The 19,091-nt window shown below is 37.7% G+C and carries 14 protein-coding genes and 1 pseudogene; 4 read left to right on the forward strand and 11 right to left on the reverse strand.

The genetic code is table 11. The features are described from left to right. Positions 1–144 precede the first annotated feature (144 nt). The 6 genes and pseudogenes from ACSBFT_RS12845 to ACSBFT_RS12870 all read right to left on the reverse strand — a co-directional run. A pseudogene (locus ACSBFT_RS12845) lies at positions 145–729 on the reverse strand (serine hydrolase domain-containing protein); the annotation flags it as partial. Between the two features lie 93 nt (positions 730–822). After that, positions 823–1,800 carry a hypothetical protein gene (locus ACSBFT_RS12850; RefSeq protein ID WP_489600936.1) on the reverse strand — a complete coding sequence of 326 codons (978 nt, stop codon included), beginning with the start codon at positions 1,798–1,800 and terminating at the stop codon, positions 823–825. An 81-nt stretch (positions 1,801–1,881) separates the two neighbouring features. Then, positions 1,882–3,651: a M43 family zinc metalloprotease gene (locus ACSBFT_RS12855; RefSeq protein WP_489600937.1), complete on the reverse strand. Its 1,770-nt coding sequence runs from the start codon at positions 3,649–3,651 to the stop codon at positions 1,882–1,884. Between the two features lie 13 nt (positions 3,652–3,664). Continuing rightward, complete coding sequence (locus ACSBFT_RS12860) at positions 3,665–4,015, reverse strand: LytR/AlgR family response regulator transcription factor (RefSeq protein WP_489600938.1); 351 nt, start codon at positions 4,013–4,015, stop codon at positions 3,665–3,667. 86 nt (positions 4,016–4,101) lie between these two features. After that, a complete protein-coding gene (locus ACSBFT_RS12865) occupies positions 4,102–5,505 on the reverse strand; it encodes a hypothetical protein (protein WP_489600939.1) in 1,404 nt (467 codons plus the stop codon). A 92-nt stretch (positions 5,506–5,597) separates the two neighbouring features. Continuing rightward, positions 5,598–5,807, reverse strand: coding sequence for a 3-coathanger stack domain-containing protein (locus ACSBFT_RS12870; RefSeq protein ID WP_489604839.1), 210 nt, complete (start codon positions 5,805–5,807; stop codon positions 5,598–5,600). A 266-nt stretch (positions 5,808–6,073) separates the two neighbouring features. Here ACSBFT_RS12870 and ACSBFT_RS12875 point away from each other — a divergent pair, with 266 nt between their 5' ends. Further along, entirely contained in the window at positions 6,074–7,885 is a 1,812-nt protein-coding gene (locus tag ACSBFT_RS12875) for an ATP-binding protein (RefSeq protein ID WP_489600940.1), read from the forward strand. Here the strand turns inward: ACSBFT_RS12875 and ACSBFT_RS12880 are convergent. From ACSBFT_RS12880 to ACSBFT_RS12895, 4 genes are all read right to left on the reverse strand, one after another. After that, entirely contained in the window at positions 7,874–8,518 is a 645-nt protein-coding gene (locus ACSBFT_RS12880) for a response regulator (protein ID WP_463047254.1), read from the reverse strand. The genes ACSBFT_RS12875 and ACSBFT_RS12880 overlap by 12 nt on opposite strands. Positions 8,519–8,703: 185 nt before the next feature. Continuing rightward, positions 8,704–10,641 (reverse strand): hypothetical protein, encoded by a 1,938-nt coding sequence (locus ACSBFT_RS12885; protein WP_489600941.1) that lies wholly within the window; start codon positions 10,639–10,641, stop codon positions 8,704–8,706. Between the two features lie 7 nt (positions 10,642–10,648). Next, positions 10,649–14,056, reverse strand: a complete 3,408-nt coding sequence (locus ACSBFT_RS12890; protein WP_489600942.1) for a hypothetical protein — start codon at positions 14,054–14,056, stop codon at positions 10,649–10,651. 111 nt (positions 14,057–14,167) lie between these two features. After that, positions 14,168–16,120, reverse strand: a complete 1,953-nt coding sequence (locus ACSBFT_RS12895; RefSeq protein WP_489600943.1) for a DUF8693 domain-containing protein — start codon at positions 16,118–16,120, stop codon at positions 14,168–14,170. Between the two features lie 237 nt (positions 16,121–16,357). Here ACSBFT_RS12895 and ACSBFT_RS12900 point away from each other — a divergent pair, with 237 nt between their 5' ends. Further along, on the forward strand, positions 16,358–16,831 hold the full coding sequence (locus ACSBFT_RS12900) for a hypothetical protein (protein ID WP_489600944.1): 474 nt from the start codon (positions 16,358–16,360) through the stop codon (positions 16,829–16,831). 62 nt (positions 16,832–16,893) lie between these two features. Here the strand turns inward: ACSBFT_RS12900 and ACSBFT_RS12905 are convergent, their stop codons facing one another. After that, entirely contained in the window at positions 16,894–17,166 is a 273-nt protein-coding gene (locus ACSBFT_RS12905; protein WP_489600945.1) for a VOC family protein, read from the reverse strand. Between the two features lie 122 nt (positions 17,167–17,288). Here ACSBFT_RS12905 and ACSBFT_RS12910 point away from each other — a divergent pair, with 122 nt between their 5' ends. Both ACSBFT_RS12910 and ACSBFT_RS12915 read left to right on the forward strand, forming a co-directional pair. Beyond that, complete coding sequence (locus ACSBFT_RS12910) at positions 17,289–18,233, forward strand: hypothetical protein (protein WP_489600946.1); 945 nt, start codon at positions 17,289–17,291, stop codon at positions 18,231–18,233. A gap of 15 nt (positions 18,234–18,248) precedes the next feature. Then, positions 18,249–19,091: a hypothetical protein gene (locus ACSBFT_RS12915; RefSeq protein WP_489600947.1), complete on the forward strand. Its 843-nt coding sequence runs from the start codon at positions 18,249–18,251 to the stop codon at positions 19,089–19,091.

Raw genomic sequence — 19,091 nt, forward strand, 5'->3', positions numbered from 1 at the left:
GAGGCGATACTGTGGTATACGGTGCCATTAGACAGGAATTAATTAAATCTTTACGTGTTGTTTGGCCGTCCAAAGCCGTGGCCAATTTCAAACGAGATTTGGCATTGGTGACTACATTTTCTTAGCTTTTTTAACGCTCGAGAGTTAAATTATAAATATTATTGACAAGATTTCCCTGTCCATGTACTTGACCTCATTTCTAAGATCTGTCTGACTTGTTCCCAATTTTGTAACCCCATCCCCCAAGGGTGAGAGAACGTTTTCTTTTAGAAAATCATAAAATGGCTTGCCCAAAACCTCCTCCACAATCATAGCAGCCACAAAGTAATTGACGTTCACATAATGATATGCAGAACCTGGAGTGAACTCCTGAATAGCATTATCAAGCATTCATGATAAATGCGTTTTATGACTCAATTCTTCCCGGGTATTGACCAAATCTCTCTTTTGGGCATCTACAAAAGAACCCAATGTATTCAGTAATAATTGAGCAAATGTTATTTCCTTCAAGCTCCAAGAATATTCCTTAGTAAAATATTTCTTATACAGCAAAGCACCCGAGCAAAACACCTTATCTATCAGTTTAAGCTTCCCTCCTTCTACCAATTTCATGATAGCCATTCCTGTGTAAGGTTTACTACAGGAGGCTATTCTAAAAATATGATCTGCCGTAACAGGTGTACCCTTTGCTTTGTCAGCCACGCCATAGCCTTTCAGATTTACAATTTTCTCATTTTTGAAATTGCAAGGTTAACTTTAAAAAATAGCCACATTAAAGTTGATATAAACTACCCCTTAAGTCTGTTTCATAATGCTATAAAACTATTCTGCTTTTCTCCTACATCTTAGACTATATCCTTCACCTCTCGATGGTGGTGTTTCTGAATAAGCATTTTTTAAGACGCCAGATGCGGTCGAACTTGTAAATAAATAAACATTAGGATATTCGGATATAGAAATTGGAGTAACGGAGTGGTGATAAGCTCCAATATCTCTGAAGCCACTGAATACACCCGCCTCATCTCTTGTTCCCGAACCTGTAATTTGAAGAATGTTATTTATCGCTCCATCATTGATATAATTTGGAGAATTCCAAAATTCGATACCTAAAGATTTACCATAAGAAGCTACAGGGAACCCTCCTTCCATATTATAACCATATGGGCATACACTTTTTCCCCCATTAAAATTATAGTTCAATGCATAATAATTGTATAGAGCACCATATTCCTCACCATTGGCCATATTGCCATCAGGCCAACAATACGCAGGAGTATGATTAGCAGCGGCAGCAGCCCATTCCCCAGCTGTAGCTGCATAAGGAATTGGTGTTCCATCCATATATTTCGTACTTTTTAGATTTTTTATTAAGACCACATATTGGGCTATTCTAGCCCAATCATATTCATTCCCATCGCCATCTAATACAGGTTCAAGCATTTCAATATCAATAGCTGAAATCCCCGATTTCACTAAATCACTTTTTGAGTATCCTGCACTCAATAAGCGTTGAATAGCAAACGGCGGAAGAGAACCGCTGCAACTACACGCCAACTTAACAATCTCCAAATCTGTTTGTAGGCTTCTGGTAGAGTCTGAGGATGAGCTATTGCCTACAAGTGAGGCGAGGGTCCTTGAAGCCAGTGTGCCATCCGCTTTTTTTACTACCAAGTTTTCTTCTGAATTATCCACTGGCATTTGCTTCACTTTCATGGTGCCAGATACTTCCATGTCTTGAGCTTGGCTCATTATTACGCTACCTATAATCAAGGCCGCTAGTAGAATACTGTTAACTTTCATTTCAAAATTATTTAAGGTTGATTCAAACTGTTTAAAATCTTATCCCTTTTATTAATCACTTATAAATAAGGTGTTCTATTTCTAAGCACAGCCATTAGTATCGGCTATAAATGTGTTAAATCCATCCGCTATAAAACCTGGATTTAGTGTAACATTAGGAGCTGACTGAGTGGAGGGCGGCACCTCAAAAGGATCTTGAAATGTCAATGTATAATCCACAGTGCTCATGGACTCTCCGCTGACCACATTACCATATAAATAATCCGTCATTTCTAAAGCTCCTTCACATGCCCCTCTTATAAAAAGTAGGCAATCGTACGTATTGCTATATAACTGTCTATCATATGCTCCAAACGAATAATTAGACCAGTTGGATCTAAAACGCTTCCAATTCGCTCTAGTTTTAATACTTGAAGCTAAAAACAAACTATCTGACGCATAACTACCATGTCCCAAAGCCACCATTTCAGTATTTTCAAACACTTTGTTTTTATTTAAAAAAATCCAAACTTTAAAAGAGTCTGTACAATTACCCCAAGCTTCCCATTTAAATCTATATTTCTGTTCTGCATCCATAGCTCTAAGGTTGTTGGCATAGTCTTTAATTTCGTCTGTATATGTATTTGTTGTGATATACAATCTGGTAACATTGATAGCATCATGCATTTTCATTCTCCTAAGTTTAAAAGAACCGCCTGAATAAGCAGACCCGATGGAATAGCCGTTTTTGGCAGGAATAGAGGTTGCTACAATACTATAATTTGTTTTAGAGTTGGCTGCTTTAATTCTGTAATAGGGCGTTTGGCCAGCCATGTAATTAGGATCAGAAAACGCTCTAGTATAACCCCCTACTCCACCAATGCTTACAAAACCAGAGGACGGCGAAGTGCTTCTTTCCATTAAAAAACCGATAGCACTGGAGCTTGCAAACCAACGTACTTTGAGCTGCGAGTTAAGCTCAAATGCTCTTACATTCGAAATAGTGAGGGAGTCGTTGCTAGGATAGGTAAAACTATACTGATGACCTGCAGATACTATTAAATTTAATCTGACGGCATGTACTGCCCGTGTACTTTGGCCAACCGTAAATTCCGTACTACAGCCACCCGAATAATAGGACATATAGTTTATCCTATTAGGACTGTATGAATGACCATTTGCATCTTTAGCTGTCCATATGTAAGTACAAGAAATCTTGTCATAAACGTTTGGATAAGTATCTGCCGGAGTGTCGCAAACGTAATCTCCTGCTGTAGAACAATTGCTCCCGATTACCAGCTCAACTCCAGAAAATGTTTCAAATGTGTGATAAAGATTAAAGTAATGCCCCATTTCATAAATAAGGGTTTCTCCCAATTGAAAGTTTCCATTTCTAACTGACAACCAGTTATAAAATTTATCGCCTGATGGAAAATTTGACCTGCCTCCTACGTTGGAATAATTGACATAGTAAAGGTTAATAGCATCGTTTTTATTATAGGCCAAAAGAGCCAATGAATCATTATAATTATAGCCTCCGTCTAATTCATCGAGTATATAATTGTCTATATAGATAATATAATCTGCCAAATAAAATGGAAATACAAGTGAATAGAATTTCTCATTTAACCTTGCAAACTCATAAATAAACTGGGGGAAGTCGTAATAGTTTGAAACACCATTTCTTTTGGTCAAGTGAAGCTTTACAGGCACATAAGTATTACCAGAACTTGATATGTCCTGAAACGTGTTAGCTAATTGTTCTATCTTCTTCACTTCTTCTTTAGAAAGTGGAGTGGTGCCACAGAAGTCTGTCTGAGCAAAAGAAAAATGAGAGATAAAGAGTAAAATAAGAATTTGTAAATTTTTCATTATTCCTAACCATTTATAGACCATTAGATTTACGCTCGCGAATTCTTTTATAATCTGCCTTTTTCAACTTTTCTAAAAGACCTGACTTCCTTCTTCTGGCCAGCAAAACCTCCTTTTGGTTACTAAGGCAAAGTTTACTTTCACTCATAGCCTCTATCTCTCTTAGGTTTACGATAAACTTCTTATGGGAGCGATAGAAAGAACTATTCACCCTTTTCTCTAGAATTTTCAAAGTGGTGGCAACTATATAAACGCCATCAGATTTAGTGTGGATATGGGTATAATTAGTGTCCCCTTCAAACATTACTATTTCATTTGGGACTAGATTAAGACGTCCTCCCACGTGTATTGTTTTATTCGTCATTTTCTTTTGTAAATGGTTTCAATAAATCAGATTTAAGTCGCCGATTAAAAACAAAAATTACCTGCTTAGGAACAATATAGGTTACACTATCTAATGCTTACCAGAACCTCTATGAGCCCTGTTTCAGAATACATATTTTGAAGAGCCTTCCCGATGACTTGCCCTGCCTTTACTTTCTTCGGAGTTGCCTTCATGGCATAGCCTAATTTTGAGGAACTAACCAACATATCGCCTCTTTTTATCTGGCCATTTTCATTACAAACTTTCGTCGGGATAACACCTATTACTCCCATGGGAAGTCCAGAACTATCGTCAATCAAATGTTCTGATAATAAAATACCAGGCTTAGTGGCATAAACTCCTGCGACTAAGGAGGAGTAAGGTGAATTTGATTTAGTAACCTTTCTATCAAACTTTTCGGAAATCATTAAAACATCGCCCTCTTCATATTGCTTACTTATACCTTCAAACTCAAAGAATTCCGCCAGATCGGCACCTCCTGGGTTTACGGTTCCCGCGAAATAGCCATTCCCTGTATCACTAAACCGAATTTTATTAACCCCTGATTTTTGCCAAAGGGCTAAATTAACGGAAGTGCCAGCTCCTGAATAGTTCACTACCATAGTATTTGCACCATAACCATTACTTTCTACCACCAAGGCGGGCTGTATATTTTGTGGACTTAAGGCCGAGTTTCTATTTATTTGAAAATACCCTGCAATTCCAAGACCTGTATGATAACCCTGCACCCCTATTCCAGTGCTACTGGCATCTCCAAAACCAAAAATACCCTGACCCGTAACACTAGTTACTCCGGTAATGGCAGCCCCAGCTCCCACTGTAGTTGCCAAAACAGCTGGTTCAGTATTTGAAGCATTTGTAATCTGAAAATAGGCTGCTCTTCCCGTCCCGCTGCTCGTTCCAAAAACCGCAGGACCAGAACCCATGGTACCATTCCAAGAGGCTGGTGCCGCACTGGAAGCGTTGTTGACATAAGCAGCCACCGCATTTCCTGTTCCGTTGGTGTACCCATATAGGGCGATGCTATTATTTGAAGCTTTGGTTATCGTAAAATTCCCTCCAGGCCCTATTCCTTTATTATAAGATTGAAATGAATGTCCACTTCCATCCGTCTCAGATTCTAAAGCTGAGGCTGTATTACCTGTATTATATATACCAAATTTAGCAGCCATTCCAGCACCTCTGGTGCCTGCAGTTAACGACTCTGAATTATTAATCGCATTATGTATCCAAAAGCCGGCAGCTTTCCCGGTGGTTCCATATTGGAGACCATCTACGGCTGCTCCAGATCCATAACTAATTCCTTTTAGGGCTGGCGAATTATTGGCAGGATTAAGATTGGTGAATTTTCCTGCTATGCCCATGTTTTTTGAATTGATGATACTCAAAGAATCTGAATTCATGAGCACAGATTGAGCTTCTGCTCCATAAACAATTAGGAATATGACTATAAAGTTGAAATTTTTCATTGCGGGTATTTTTGTATACACAAAAGTCAATTCCTTATCTTCTTAATCAAATAGTCAAAAACATTGAAATAGTCTACCTAAAAACTGGTAGACTACTGACAGCCGCCCAAGAGTTTGGCCCTAAAAACAGCATTCAATCCAGTGATAAAACCTGGATTTAGCTGAATGTAATTACCGGCTTGATAACTTACATTGGCGAACGATTCTATGGTATGGACACCCGAAGTTTCAATGGAAATATTGGCCAGCTGGCTTATAGCCTGAAGATCATTACTGGCATTGCTCCATGAAGTTCCATCAATAGGCTACTTCCTGTGGTTATTACATATCTTATATTCTGGGCATAAACTTTTGTAGACGAAAATAATAGAAATACTAAAAATGATTTCTTCATTGTCATATGCTTCGTGTGCTAGATTATTCAAATTTCTCTGAAAATCCCCAATGAAGAAATACATGGAAACATTGAATTGAACTACATAAAACCATGAATTTTAATGCTCTATAAGCATATTGCTCGAGGCATGACTTTGATTTTGAAAAGAGAATTTCCATCTTCCATTTAGAAATGCCTCTTCAACATAAAATACTACTAGGGCTCATTATTTTATTAGCCCCTATCTCGGCCAAATCGGAAACTGGTCTGAGCAGAGATTCTCTCGTTACAGCCATCAGTTACCTAGAAAAGCAGCCTGCTTCTATTAACAGAGATACCTTGTTGATGTTTTACTATAACGACCTTTGTGAAAAAAGTATTTTTAGTGGTGATTCCTTAGCAGATGTCCGTTTGCAACAATTTAGAGTGGCTCAAAGCAAAAGCAAATGGCCTATTGCTAAAGCATTGTATTTAAGAGCCCTTGGCAAAAAACAAGATAAGCTTGGTGACTATCAAAAAGCCATAGGATACTACCTAGATGCTTTGCAAATCATGGAGAAAAATAACTCCAGTCAAGAGCACATCGTTTACACCAAAATTCTGCTTGGTTTTGTAATGCTCAATAGCGGTAATAAAAACGAATGTATCAAGCTTTTTAAAGAAGCAGAACCCGCAGCACTCAAACTTAAAAATAGCAGCCATGCCATTTGGATATTAGACTTTTACGCAGACAATACCCTGTTTAACGCCAAAGAAGAAAAGGGATATCTCGCTGCACTTGAATACTACAAAAGAGCGGAAGCTTTATTGCCAAAAAGCTTAATTGAAAATCAAATACCCAATAATTTACAGGGTCAAGCCAAGGTTTATCATTTGTTAGGCAATGAGAAAAAATCTGAAGAATATCTGGCGAAAGCATTATTTCAAGCAAAGCGAATCCCGAACTACTTTGTACAGTTTAATATCTATACCGACTACGCAGAAAATGCATTAAAAAAGAAGGCATTTAACCAAGCTATTCAATATCAATTAAAAAGTATAGCTGCGGCAGAGGACTTAGGATATCTTGAGTTTATAAATAGAGGATATCACAACTTATATGGCGTTTATAAAGCCGCAGGAAACGACTCAAAGGCTTTAGAAACTTTAGAATATTATAATATCCTTGAAGACAGCCTCATGCGGCAAGAAGTAAACGAAAAGTATGCGGAACTAGAGGCTCAATATGCATTTGAAAAACAACAGAACAGGATTCAAGAGTTAGAGAACAAACAACTTCAATACTTACTCTGGACTTTGGGAGCAGCTCTTATTATTGGTGGTTTAATTGGTTTATATCTTCTTCGTAATTCAAGAAGACTCCGCTCGCTTAATCATTTACTTTCAAAGAGAAATAAAGATATAGAAGAGGCTCTAGACACTGGAAAGATACTGGAACAAAAAAGAATGTCAAGAGAACTTCATGACGGTGTGGCTACTAAAATAACAGCTCTAAAATGGAAAGTTGAAGCCAATGAGCAGGACATTAATGCCCAAGTATATCAGTCTGTAGTTAAAGACCTTGAAAAACTTTATGAAGAAGTAAGGTTCATTGCCCATAACCTCAGACCTTTGGAGTTTCTTGACTTGGGTTTGAAAAAAGCTATTGAAAACCTATTTGAAAACCTCAACAAACAGTCTAAAATGAGTTTCAAATGTTGGGTTGCAGATGAAATCAATCAGATAGATAAGCCCCTCCAATATCACATTTTCCAAATAGTCTTAGAGCTTTGTATTAATACAAAAAAACATTCCAATGCCTCTGAAGTAAATTTAGATTTATCTGTGGATAAAGGTGTTCATCTTAACTTTAAAGATAACGGTAATGGTAAGTACTCGGAAACGTCTAAAGCTGGAATCGGGCTCAAAAGCATGGAATCCAAAGTACACAAATACGGAGGGCAGGTATCGATTAAGAAAGAGGAAGGATTCCAGGTCATTATAACCCTTCCTTTAGCCAATTAATTTATGCTGCATAGCATACTTCAATATGCCAATTGAGTTTTTTACGCCTAGTTTTTTCAACACATTATGACGGTGCTTTTCTACCGTTGCTACACTCACAAATAACGCTTCTGCTATTTCCTTGGTAGACATTTCCTTTCCTATAAGCTCCACTACATCTATTTCACGACTGGTTAGGGCTTTTGTTTCATGATGTTCGTCCAGAAAGTTTTGCTGACCAACACCAGAAGGATTTAGTAACTCCGTCAGTACAGATTCGCTGACATACCTTTTACCTGATGCCACAGTTGAAATAGCCTCTTTGAGTTCTGATTTAGAAGCCTTTTTCATAACATATCCCAAAATACCAGCCTGAAAACCTTCTTTGATGGTATCATAATCTTCCGCTACCGTAAGCATCAAGATTTTGGACTTAGGTTTTGCCTTTCTTAGTTTTAAGGTAAAGGAGCTACCCGTCATTTCGGGCATATTATAATCCGTAATAATGAGGTCAAAATCTTCAACAGTACAAGCGTCTAGTGCCTTCTCTGGATTATCAAAACAAGAAACACTCGTCACCCCTTCCAATCCTCTTAAAAGAAGTGAAAGACTTTCAAGAATTAGTTGATGATCATCAAGAAGGGCAATTGTCATGGATACAGCAAGTTACTGAAGTTGAAAATAAAGATTTTTTGACAGACTTTTCAGTAACCAATGTATGATTCTTTTAAATAACACTCATTAAGTATCTTACTTTCAAATGAATAATCGTGTATTCAAGTCTCTTTCGTTATTTAAAAAAGTCTCGACTCTCCCTGTTCAAATAATACAATTTGGTCTTAATTGGTAGGGGAAAACAAACCTACCACCCCTGGTGGAGCTAAAAAGTATGCACCAGTTTCTACCAAAATACTTTTGGCTTCTGCTGTAGTTGTTGGAGCTATTTCACATCTTTCGCCATTCGGGATTATGACTTTATCACAGGCTCTTGGCACTTCGTTATTTGACCAGTTTTCTGGGGTATGCCAGTCTGAATTTATGGAGCCCATAAAGCTAACGGTTGCCGAAGGTGCCGAAGCACAGTTCCAAATCGGGTTTTTATAAAATGGTAAAGTGAGTAGTCTGGCTGAACACTCTCCCAGTTGGTAAGTGACAAATACGGTGTCTTCCCTAACAGCAGCAGCATTAGGTTTCCAAAAGTTATTATCGGTATCTAAATCTCCCCCTGACACCAAAACCCCATTTTCTTTAACCTCAATATTTAAGAGATAAGGAGCAGCACTAGGGTCAAACCCTACGAATAAAGGACTTACCGCTTGCCCATCTACTATTTCATTGGGGTTCTTGCTGAAGATTAAACCTTCATTGTCAAATTGGTTTAAATAACCAGAAGGCAAACCATTCTCGAGTAAGGGAGAAGAAAGATAAAGAGCCCCTGTATTATAAAAATCTGTGGCAGCTTGTTTATCAATACCCTCTATCTGCATATATCCTATATTATGAATTAAAGTACCAGATGCTCCACTTAACTCCAAAGAATCTAACATCACAAAATCCGAACATTCATCATTAAACAAGGTGTTTTTATCCCCTAGTATCAAGGCCTTTGAAGCGACTGTGCTACCCGTTCCAATATTTAATTTGGCAGATTTTATGTTCTCTATTGTGGTCGTATTTGAACTGATAGCCATGGAAGAAAGCCCCGTTTTATAGTAGTTCTGAATGTTTATTGTTCCTGCATTTGACAAGTTCCCTCCATCCACCAATTTAATACCTTCTCTGGCATTATTCAAGTCTAGGTTTATCAGACCATCATTGCTTAGGCTCGTTGCGGCAGCTAAAAGAGAAATGGCGTAGACTCCTTCAAGAGCCGTGGCTGTAGAATCTACATTCTGTATGACCCCATTTTCATGATTTATAAGTTCGGCATTACCACTTAGTACAATGTTATCTGCGGCAGCATACTTGAAATAAACCTGACCCTTATTATTAAATGTGCTATTGGTACCTAAGCTTAAACTTGAAACAGAAGAACTCCTCAAATCAATAATTCCTTTGTTTTCTAGTTTCCCTGAAAGCGACAGCGTACCATAGCAAGTCATGGTACTACCTGTCTGGTTTAAAAAACCTATGCTTGAACCTATACTTGCTTTTCCATCAAAAACTATAATTCCCTCGTTCAAACTATTTGTGCCGAATATTTTTGCCGAAAATAGCCCGCCAGCAGAAATATGGAGCGTACCAAAATTGCTTAAAGAAAGTCCATCCAAACCATCATTGGCGTAATTATAAATAAATATATCTCCTTGATTAATAACAGAGCTACTGGGTAAGCCATTTATACCATCATCACCGGTATTGCTTATTTCTAAATGGTCATCTTCTCCTATTATTACAGCATTGGTTCCTTCCATCTTTATTCCGCAACCCGAAACATTTCTAATTTTCACATTACTATTTATGTAAAACCTAGCTTCATTTTGCATGAGAACGCCATGCGTAGTGGAGCCATCAATTACAAACTCATAAATGGGCGTAGTTTGATAAGTTAAAGCAGCATTATTCTTAAGAACAAGCCCTCTTATTTCAACGCCACCCGTAGCCCAAACACTATCGTTATCTATAACCGCGATATGAAAAGATTGTGGTACACCTATAGGATCCCAATTATTGGGGTCACTCCATGAAATTCCATTGCCATTGGCAGTCCAATAAATCTGAGCATTACTTAACATACAACTAAATAAGAGCATCAGGAATAGTATACATTTCTTCATTTTATAACTAGTTAAAGGGATTTACATCTAAAACGGCACCTTGTCTAGCCTCAAAAATCCCATTTCCTAAAGTCTCTATACTATGAGCTCTAGCCTTGGTGTCCTCCGGAATTATTACTCTATAATTCATCATAACTTTAGTACATCCATCTGGTACAATTTCTTCTACCCAACTCTCTGGTGTTTGCCAACCACTCCCATAAACATAACCTGTAGGATGTAAGGTAGCGGTCCTATAAACACCTCCGCAGTTTGGCGATTGCCTCACAGGTATTTTCAGTATCGTTTGACAACCTTGCCCATAGCTAACTGGGGCATAAAGTGTGTCTAAGTTAAGACTGCTTTGATTCACCAAAATGGTGTTACTTGCCGTAGTGAAATAGGCCGCTACTGCGTTTAGGCTTTCATTATTGTATAAATTTGTGAGCTTGAAAGGAGCTCCGCTAGTTTCATAAGCGGCATTTAGTTCTTTAATTCCATAGGAAGGCTTTCCATTTATAATCCCTGTTATTAAGCCATGGTTTTCAAAAAACTGCCCTTTTCTGATACCCACTCGATTTTCTAATACACCATAGTTTTTAATCCTAAAATTGGATTTATTAGGATCTGAACGGCTCAAAAAACCATAATTGATGGTTTGAGATACAAAGCTCCCAGTCGTTTTTATATAACCACATAATTCATTTTCGATAATGTAATTTTGATTTGCCGTATCAATTAAGATCACGCCTCCACCCTTATTAATGATCCCTCCCGTAAGTGCGATATCACAATGCTTCACCTTGACATTCCCGTAATTATGCAAGGGACCAGAAATAGCAGTTTGTGCAACAGAAATAATAATGTCACCATAATTGGTACAATCGTCTGATATCTTCAAGCCGACATTGACCGAATCCGCAGCAATTAAAGCGTTTTGATTGTTGTAGAAATACATTGGATTCGTAGTAGGACTGATTAAAAGATAATTAGAGACATTATGCCCCAAAATTTCGCCATGATTTGTGAGAGACGAAGTCTGAATCCCTTTATCCAATTCTTTCATATCTATAAGCCCAGAATTAATGATATTTACGGCTATGATAGGGTAATCGCAGGAATCTGAAGTCAGTGTGGCACCAGAATTGTTCAAAAATTGGCTAAATTGTGTCGTACCATATGTGCTGTTTTTGAAGTGTATATTTCCATTATTTTCTAAAATTCCGGCCGTGTAATTTTGCGTTCTGAAACCGTAATTGGCGTGATTGACAATAACGTTTCCATCATTTCTTACATTCCCTGAAGTATTTATGGCGTAAGCGGATATTGCGTCAAAATCCATTACACCATTACTCATATTATAAGTATGATAAGTGGCACCTCCCGTATAATTAATACCTGTTTCCGTATTTTTTATAGTTAATAAGCCATCATTTACTAAAGAATCCGGAGTCGAGAAAAGGATGGCGTTTACAGGGGATGAATTAATGGTTATGTTCCCTTTATTTATAATTTTAAAACTGGCTAAAATAGAGCCCTGTTGGGAAGTTATAAATTCATAATCCGTTGAATCAATCACAATTTCACCCCCCAGTTCATTCACAATATAGGTATCCACTATTTGCCCTTTAGGAATATGAATGAAACCACTATTCACAAGTGTATCAGCTATCAGTTTATTTAATTCTAACAGTTCCCCATCGTTTATGAGTTGTCCGCCAGTGATAAATATAAGGTCACCTTTAATCACTCCTGTGGCCGAATTCTCCAGTCTTTGAGCTCTTAACTGAGGACCTTTGAAGTTAATCACACCCTCATTAAAAAAGTCATTGGTGTTACTTAAAATAGATACCGAAGATTTATCTAATACCGCTAATTCTCCCTTATTTTCTAATTTTCCATTATTCAAAATACCATAACTCCCAGAAGTTATACCAACGGAGTCAATAGTCAGCACGCCTAAAAAATCATTCAAAACCTCTCCAGTACTATTAATCTCTATAGCATTTAGTGAACTATAGTTCATATGGCACTCGCTATTATTATAGAACAGGCCATTTGTAATTATTGGATAATTAACATCCATAAACACTAACTCTCCGCTACCTATATTACGAAATGCAGACCCCGAAATGAGATTATAAACACCAATATTACTTTCAGAAATATCAAGTGTTCCCGAATTAATAAAACTAGATGAAGCCAAGGTATTATAGATACCAATTCCTCCGGTCCCATTATCCTTGGCCAAATCCATACTACCGGAATTGATAATTTTACCTTCGTTTATGAAAAAGCCATTGCTCGATTTAATGATGCATTGGTTTGTATTTTTAAATCGGCTGTAACTTCCAGTATTCTCTATTGCCACGGAGGTAGCGTAATCGATGCTTAGGGTTCCATTATTAATAAGTGAATCCGTGTTGTTTTCATTTATAATTCCTTTGGGGAAGGTTCCTTGAATTAAAATAGTACCAGAATTCACGGTTTTAGAAGAAGTATGAATTCCACTCGCCACTGGGGAGTTAATGGAAATATAGCTGGTATTTGTAAAATCACTGCCGCTTAGTAAAATGCCTGTATCACCTGCATTATTAAGGTACATGTTTCCCGAATTTATAACGGTTCCGGCAGTCGATTTAAAATCTGAATCTATTGAATTGGTAATGGTGAGCGAACCGGCATTCTTAAAATAAGCCGTATTCAAAACGCCATCATCCGTCCCGTTTATTTGGTTAGAACTCCCACTATATGTTTCAAAATGTGCACCTGTTCCCATGTTATAAACACCTTGAAGACCTGCAGTCAAAATACTAAAGGTTTCGTAGTTCTTAAATTCACCAATATTTTTGACACCGTAGTCGGTAGAAGAATTGACCGCAATTGACCCGTAATTTATAATTACGCCATCGTTTCCAATACCACTTTCTAGCGAATTTTCTATAAGAAGTAAAGGAATATCAGCGTCTGGCTCTAAAAGCATAGTACCGGTAACCGATATACTTAAACCCAAGTCCGAGGAATTATTTACTTCCAGAAAACCAGCATCAAATATCCTTATGGTACCGTCATTTAGGCTGACACCATTTGCACCACTTTGGTTAATATCTATTTTGCCCATTATAGTAACATAAGCCTCATCATCTACATGGAATCCATCACTTGTAGCATTGGATATAGTGAGTATTACCCTACCATTGACATCAAAAGTAGACTCCTTAGAATTCCCTTTTACCTCTAAGCTTTTTACGTTGGCATCTTTTTCTAAAATCACCTGACCATTGTCAATGACCACATCGCAGATAGCACAGGGAATCGTGTTTGTATCCCAGTTATCTGGGTCATGCCAAGTCTTCTTATCACCTCCACCATCCCATGTAATAGTTTGTGAAAAAACGCAAAGAGGTAACAAAAAAATCAGGATAAAAACTTTCATAGTATCGGGCTAATTGAATTACAAGCTATGAATCCATTCACCTACAGATAGCTTTAATGTAATGATGGTCGGAAATAGTGTATAAATGGCATTCCTCTTGTGTAGACCGCACTACTCCATGGGGTCAAATAAGCCAACTATTCCCGAAGGAGCTAAAAAGTAAGCACCGGTTTGCACCAAAATGCTCTTCGCTTCTACTGTGCTCGCTGAGGATATTTCACATCTTTCTCCATTAGGAATGATGACCTCATCGCATTTCCGTGGTATCTGTGAAGGAGACCAATTACCCGCTGTGTGCCAGTCTTCTGATACATTCCCTGTAAAGGTGAGAACCGTTGGAGATGGGCAGTCAGAAAATGATAAAAATGGTATATGTAATGACCTAATCTCACAACCCGAACCGTTCGGCCTATAATTGAAAAATATAGAATCTTTCCCTGCCGCAATGGCAGGGGGTGTCCAGGAATTTGAAGCTGTAATTATCTGACCCGCAGGCGTAAGCAGACCACTGCCATTTTTAACAAAAACACTACCTCCTGTAATATCAGCATTGCTGAAATTGGCAGCCCTGATAATTGGGTTAACCGTAAGCCCTGTGACTATTGGAGCTTGCAAGGGATGATAAACTAACCCAGAATTAGAAATAAGATTAATAATGGACGAGGGCGAATTTAAAGCTAACGCTGAATCCGACATATAAACTGCCCCAGAATTTGAAAATACAGCATTGGTTGCCTTAGAGAATCCTTCAATTTGAAAAAAACCTGAGTTTGTAATACTCGTGGCTATAGTTCCTTTTAATGCCAAGGAATCTTCCAAAATAAAATCGGCACAGGCGGCATTAGTCATTTTCACCCGAGAGTCCATCTCTAATGCTAGGGCGGTAGAAGTAGCTCCTTTTCCTATCTTAAAATAAGCCGTATCTGCATTTATAAGCACAATGGAATTAACGCCATTTGCTGCATAGGTAAGACCCTTATTGTAAAAATCTCCAATATAAAAATCACCCACATTTTCTATTATGGCCCTGTTACTTACTTTAACTCCTTCTCGCTTGCCCATTATGGCCAAATTAACAAGACCATGATTAGTAATTTTGGTATCTACACCATCCATATTTATGATATACTTACCCGGTAAAGTACCCACAGCAGCATTTGCTAATAGAATTACACCATCCTTCGTATTGAAAAGTTCATAAGCATTTTGAATAACCAAGGCATCTGTATTACTAGCTTTTAAATTTATATCTCCCTCATTTGTAAGCATATTGTTGGTACTTAAAATAAGCCCAGTTCCCGTAGAATTATAACAATTTAATTTGCCCTGATTAAAAAAGTCACAAATTATATTCAGCGTGCCGTATGTTCTTATTTCTGCTGAGGAGGTGTTTATAAAAGAAGTGCTATTTTGGATAGAGATACCATCTTCTGCAACAATTTCTCCTTCATTTAACCCATTAGAACCTGTTATTACCATAGAAGAACCTACGGTGTTTTCTATCTGAATATAACCTTTGTTGGTAAAACTATTCACCTCTATGCCATTAGTTCCTATGTTCTCAATATAGAGCTGCCCTTCGTTAAAAAAGAAATCGCCTGGCACACCGTTTATTCCAGCACTGTTTGCCTCATTTATATATAATAAACCCTCGGACCTAATAATTAATGAGCCATTGGCCTGTAAATCAACAGCATTTAGTGCAGACTTAAGAATATGCATTTCACCGGTCACATATAATTTGGCGGAGCCATCAATTATCACGCCTTCTCCTGTACTGTTTTCAACGGTGAAAATGTCAGACGAATTGCTGGACACTTGTACCAAAATAGCTCCTGGCAGTAACTCCAGACTTCCGATGAGTACCTCCTCCGAAACTATGACACTGTCACCTTCTATTTGAACCAAATCTTCTTTTCCTGGAAGTGCGTCCGCCACCCAATTTTGAGGATCTCCCCATTTTAAACCATCACCGTCACCGTCAGAATCCCCATCCCAGACGCTGATTTGGGCATGGCTAACAAAAGGAAGTAATATTAAAATAACGAGTACTTTTTTCATCATGACATACACAAATGATACAGAATATCAAGCTATGAAAACCCTTCCTAGCAGACTTAAAAACTTTGTGGTTGGTTGTGTTTTCTGTGTGGATGGATAAAATAGAATTAGCAATTAAATTCCTCATTTAAAAATCCATCTATAAAAGTTCTTTATGAAGGTTCATTTTATATTATCATGAACTATATACAACTAAAGAGCAGCAGTAAACGTCTTACAATTATTAAGATATAGACATCTATGAAACTTACATTTATTTCCTTATTTCTGGCGGCTATGCTATTTTCTTGCGAAACAACCGTTAAGCCTAATAAATCAGCTCTTTTAGGTGAATGGCATTACGTAGGCACTTTTAGTACTGCGGGACATCATTTCTTATGCGATTTATCCCCAGATTTTAATTATGAAGAGAGTATTTACCGCTTAAACTTTGAAACAGAGAATCAGTTTTCAGGCAGAATTAACTTACTCATAGCCACAGGAAGTTATGAAATCTCAGATTTGATAGAAACCGAACTTTCAGTGGCTGGAAATATCGCTATTCAAAAACTTCAAATTCTAAATAAACCTCCAGAAACAGAGGCCGATACTGAATTTCAAAAGACTTTTAATTTGTCTTCTAGGTTTCAGCTTACTTTCACCGAGAATGATTCCTTTGACCTCTTAAGATTAAGTAACGACACCAGCTATCTTCTTTTCGCAAGGAAAAAATAAACCATAATGCCCACAAAAGGGGTATAAGCTTAACAGGCTCGGTTTACTTTGTCATCTCATATTCATCCTCTTTTCTTAACTGTGCCTCTTTCTAAGAATTCATCGAAAAGCGTTCTTAAATCTTGGACCTGAAACCGAACAACGGAACCGCCCAAAAGTGGGTCTTCTGAGGTATCTGCGTGCCATTGAAGGTGAAGCTCTATCTTTTCTCTTCTGAGCACCGTATACATGTTATCACCACCCGCCATTTTAAAGCCCATAAATCTTTCATACCAAACCACATCTCTGGGGATATTGGCTGAGGGTAAAACAGGGATACTTTTAATTAGCTTCATGCTTCAATTCGCTGATTATCAATATTTGACAAGTTATAATATTTTCCATATATTAGTCTTGCATCTGTTAGACTTTGTTTCTGAAGATATTTATACGCTTTAATTTAACCGCTTTAGTAGCTATGAACATGAAAGTATATACAAACAAAATCAGCCTTGTAATTCTACTTTTCTTCTTTTTATCTTATAACATCCTAGCCCAAGATCAATTTTACTTTTCAAAAGTAATTTCTGGTGTAAACACTGATTCTCCAAAAGGTTTAGGTCTTAGACCAAGCAAAGTAGAGGCGGACAAGAGCGGAGGACTAGTAGAGGCACGAGTGACAAACACCGCCGGAACATGTTACGAAGACGTCCAGTTTGAATGGCGTTTTCTAGACGACATTAGTGTGCTCAGCAAGGGCAAAAAAAACAAGTTTCATATTACAGGACGTAGGTTAGGCGGTACCTGTGTTGATCAAAAAAACACGCATTATGTTATCCCTTCTTCTTCAAACAGTATTAGTAGTGACTTTTTAAAGAAAAACGGCCTGCCAGGTGCATTTAATTCTATAACCACCGTTACCGAAGGCACTCAAAATATATATGCTACAAAATGGAATTCTGGCATTAAAACTTCGGCGTATGGAACATTTACACTAAACAGCACAAACGGCGTTGACCAAACATATTTTGACCTTCAATTTGAACTAGCCACATGGCCTTATGGATCCTCAAATTACAAATCGGTTAACTTTCATGTTATTTATGTCTTCACAAGAGAGCCTTCAAGTGAACCTATTTCAGGAGGGCTAAATTGTGGGGCTTTATATGGAATGGGCGTAAATGTGGGCATTATTGAATATGGCTCCTTAGTAAATGTAGAACCTTCGTTTTTGGCAAGCTTTTTTGATAACGCCGTAGCTGGAGCTAAAGGAAGTGGTTGCCTTGGAGAAACGGACATAAGCAACCTCATAAGTATAAAAGAAAGCATGTTGGCATCGGGCAGTAGTAAAAGTATTGCCACACGAATATCAACTTATAGGCAAGTTATTGCTCAGAAAGTAGCCACCTGTAGTTGTAAATAATTCATATATAAGGCAATGAAAAACCTAGTTCTTTTAGCAATCTTAATCACTGCAACAAGCCTTCATAAGGCCATTGGCCAAGACACCATTATCCTGAATTCAAAAGAGCGAATTGAAGGAAAGGTTATGGAAGTGGGTTTGCAAACCATCAAATATAAAAAAGCTACTAACTTAAATGGCCCAATATACTCTACTGATAAAAAAGACGTATTCTTGGTTATTTATGAAAACGGCACGCAAGAATCCTTTGAACAGTCGAGTGAAGGTTCTTTACCTCCAAGTGCTCCTATTCCAGCCACCAAACCATCAGATTTGGAAGATACAAAAACTACTGTTGTACCTCCTGCTGCTCCGATTATCCTTTCGTCTCCACCAAGTGCATCAGAAGTTCCTCTTCTAACTCCTAGTGAAAATATTCAGAATCAACCGAAAATACCAAGACAAAACAACCTAGAAAATATGCTAGTACCTACTGGCAAATACCGTTTAAGCTCTTTAAACAAAGAAAAACTTCGAAAAAATGACTTAGATATTTATAGCCAATACAAAGCTGGAAGAAGGATGAAAACCATTTTTGGAAGCATTAGTTTAGCCTCTACAGGTTTTTTTGTTCTACTCCTAGTCAATGATTTGGCAAACTTTGATGTCAATAATACTTCCGCTACTGTAATTTCAGCACCTACATATATTTTTGCTGGAGCAGGCCTGCTTACCTCTTTTCTCACGAAAGGGCCTAAAAAGAAAATAAAACGTTCTTATACCAATCATAACAATGACATTAAAAGACAAATGAGCCAAAAACTTTCTTGGAGGATAAACACCTCTACAGATGGTTTGGGCTTAAAAATATCGTTCTAA

It is taken from the genome of Arcticibacterium sp. SM2516, from assembly GCF_057914865.1.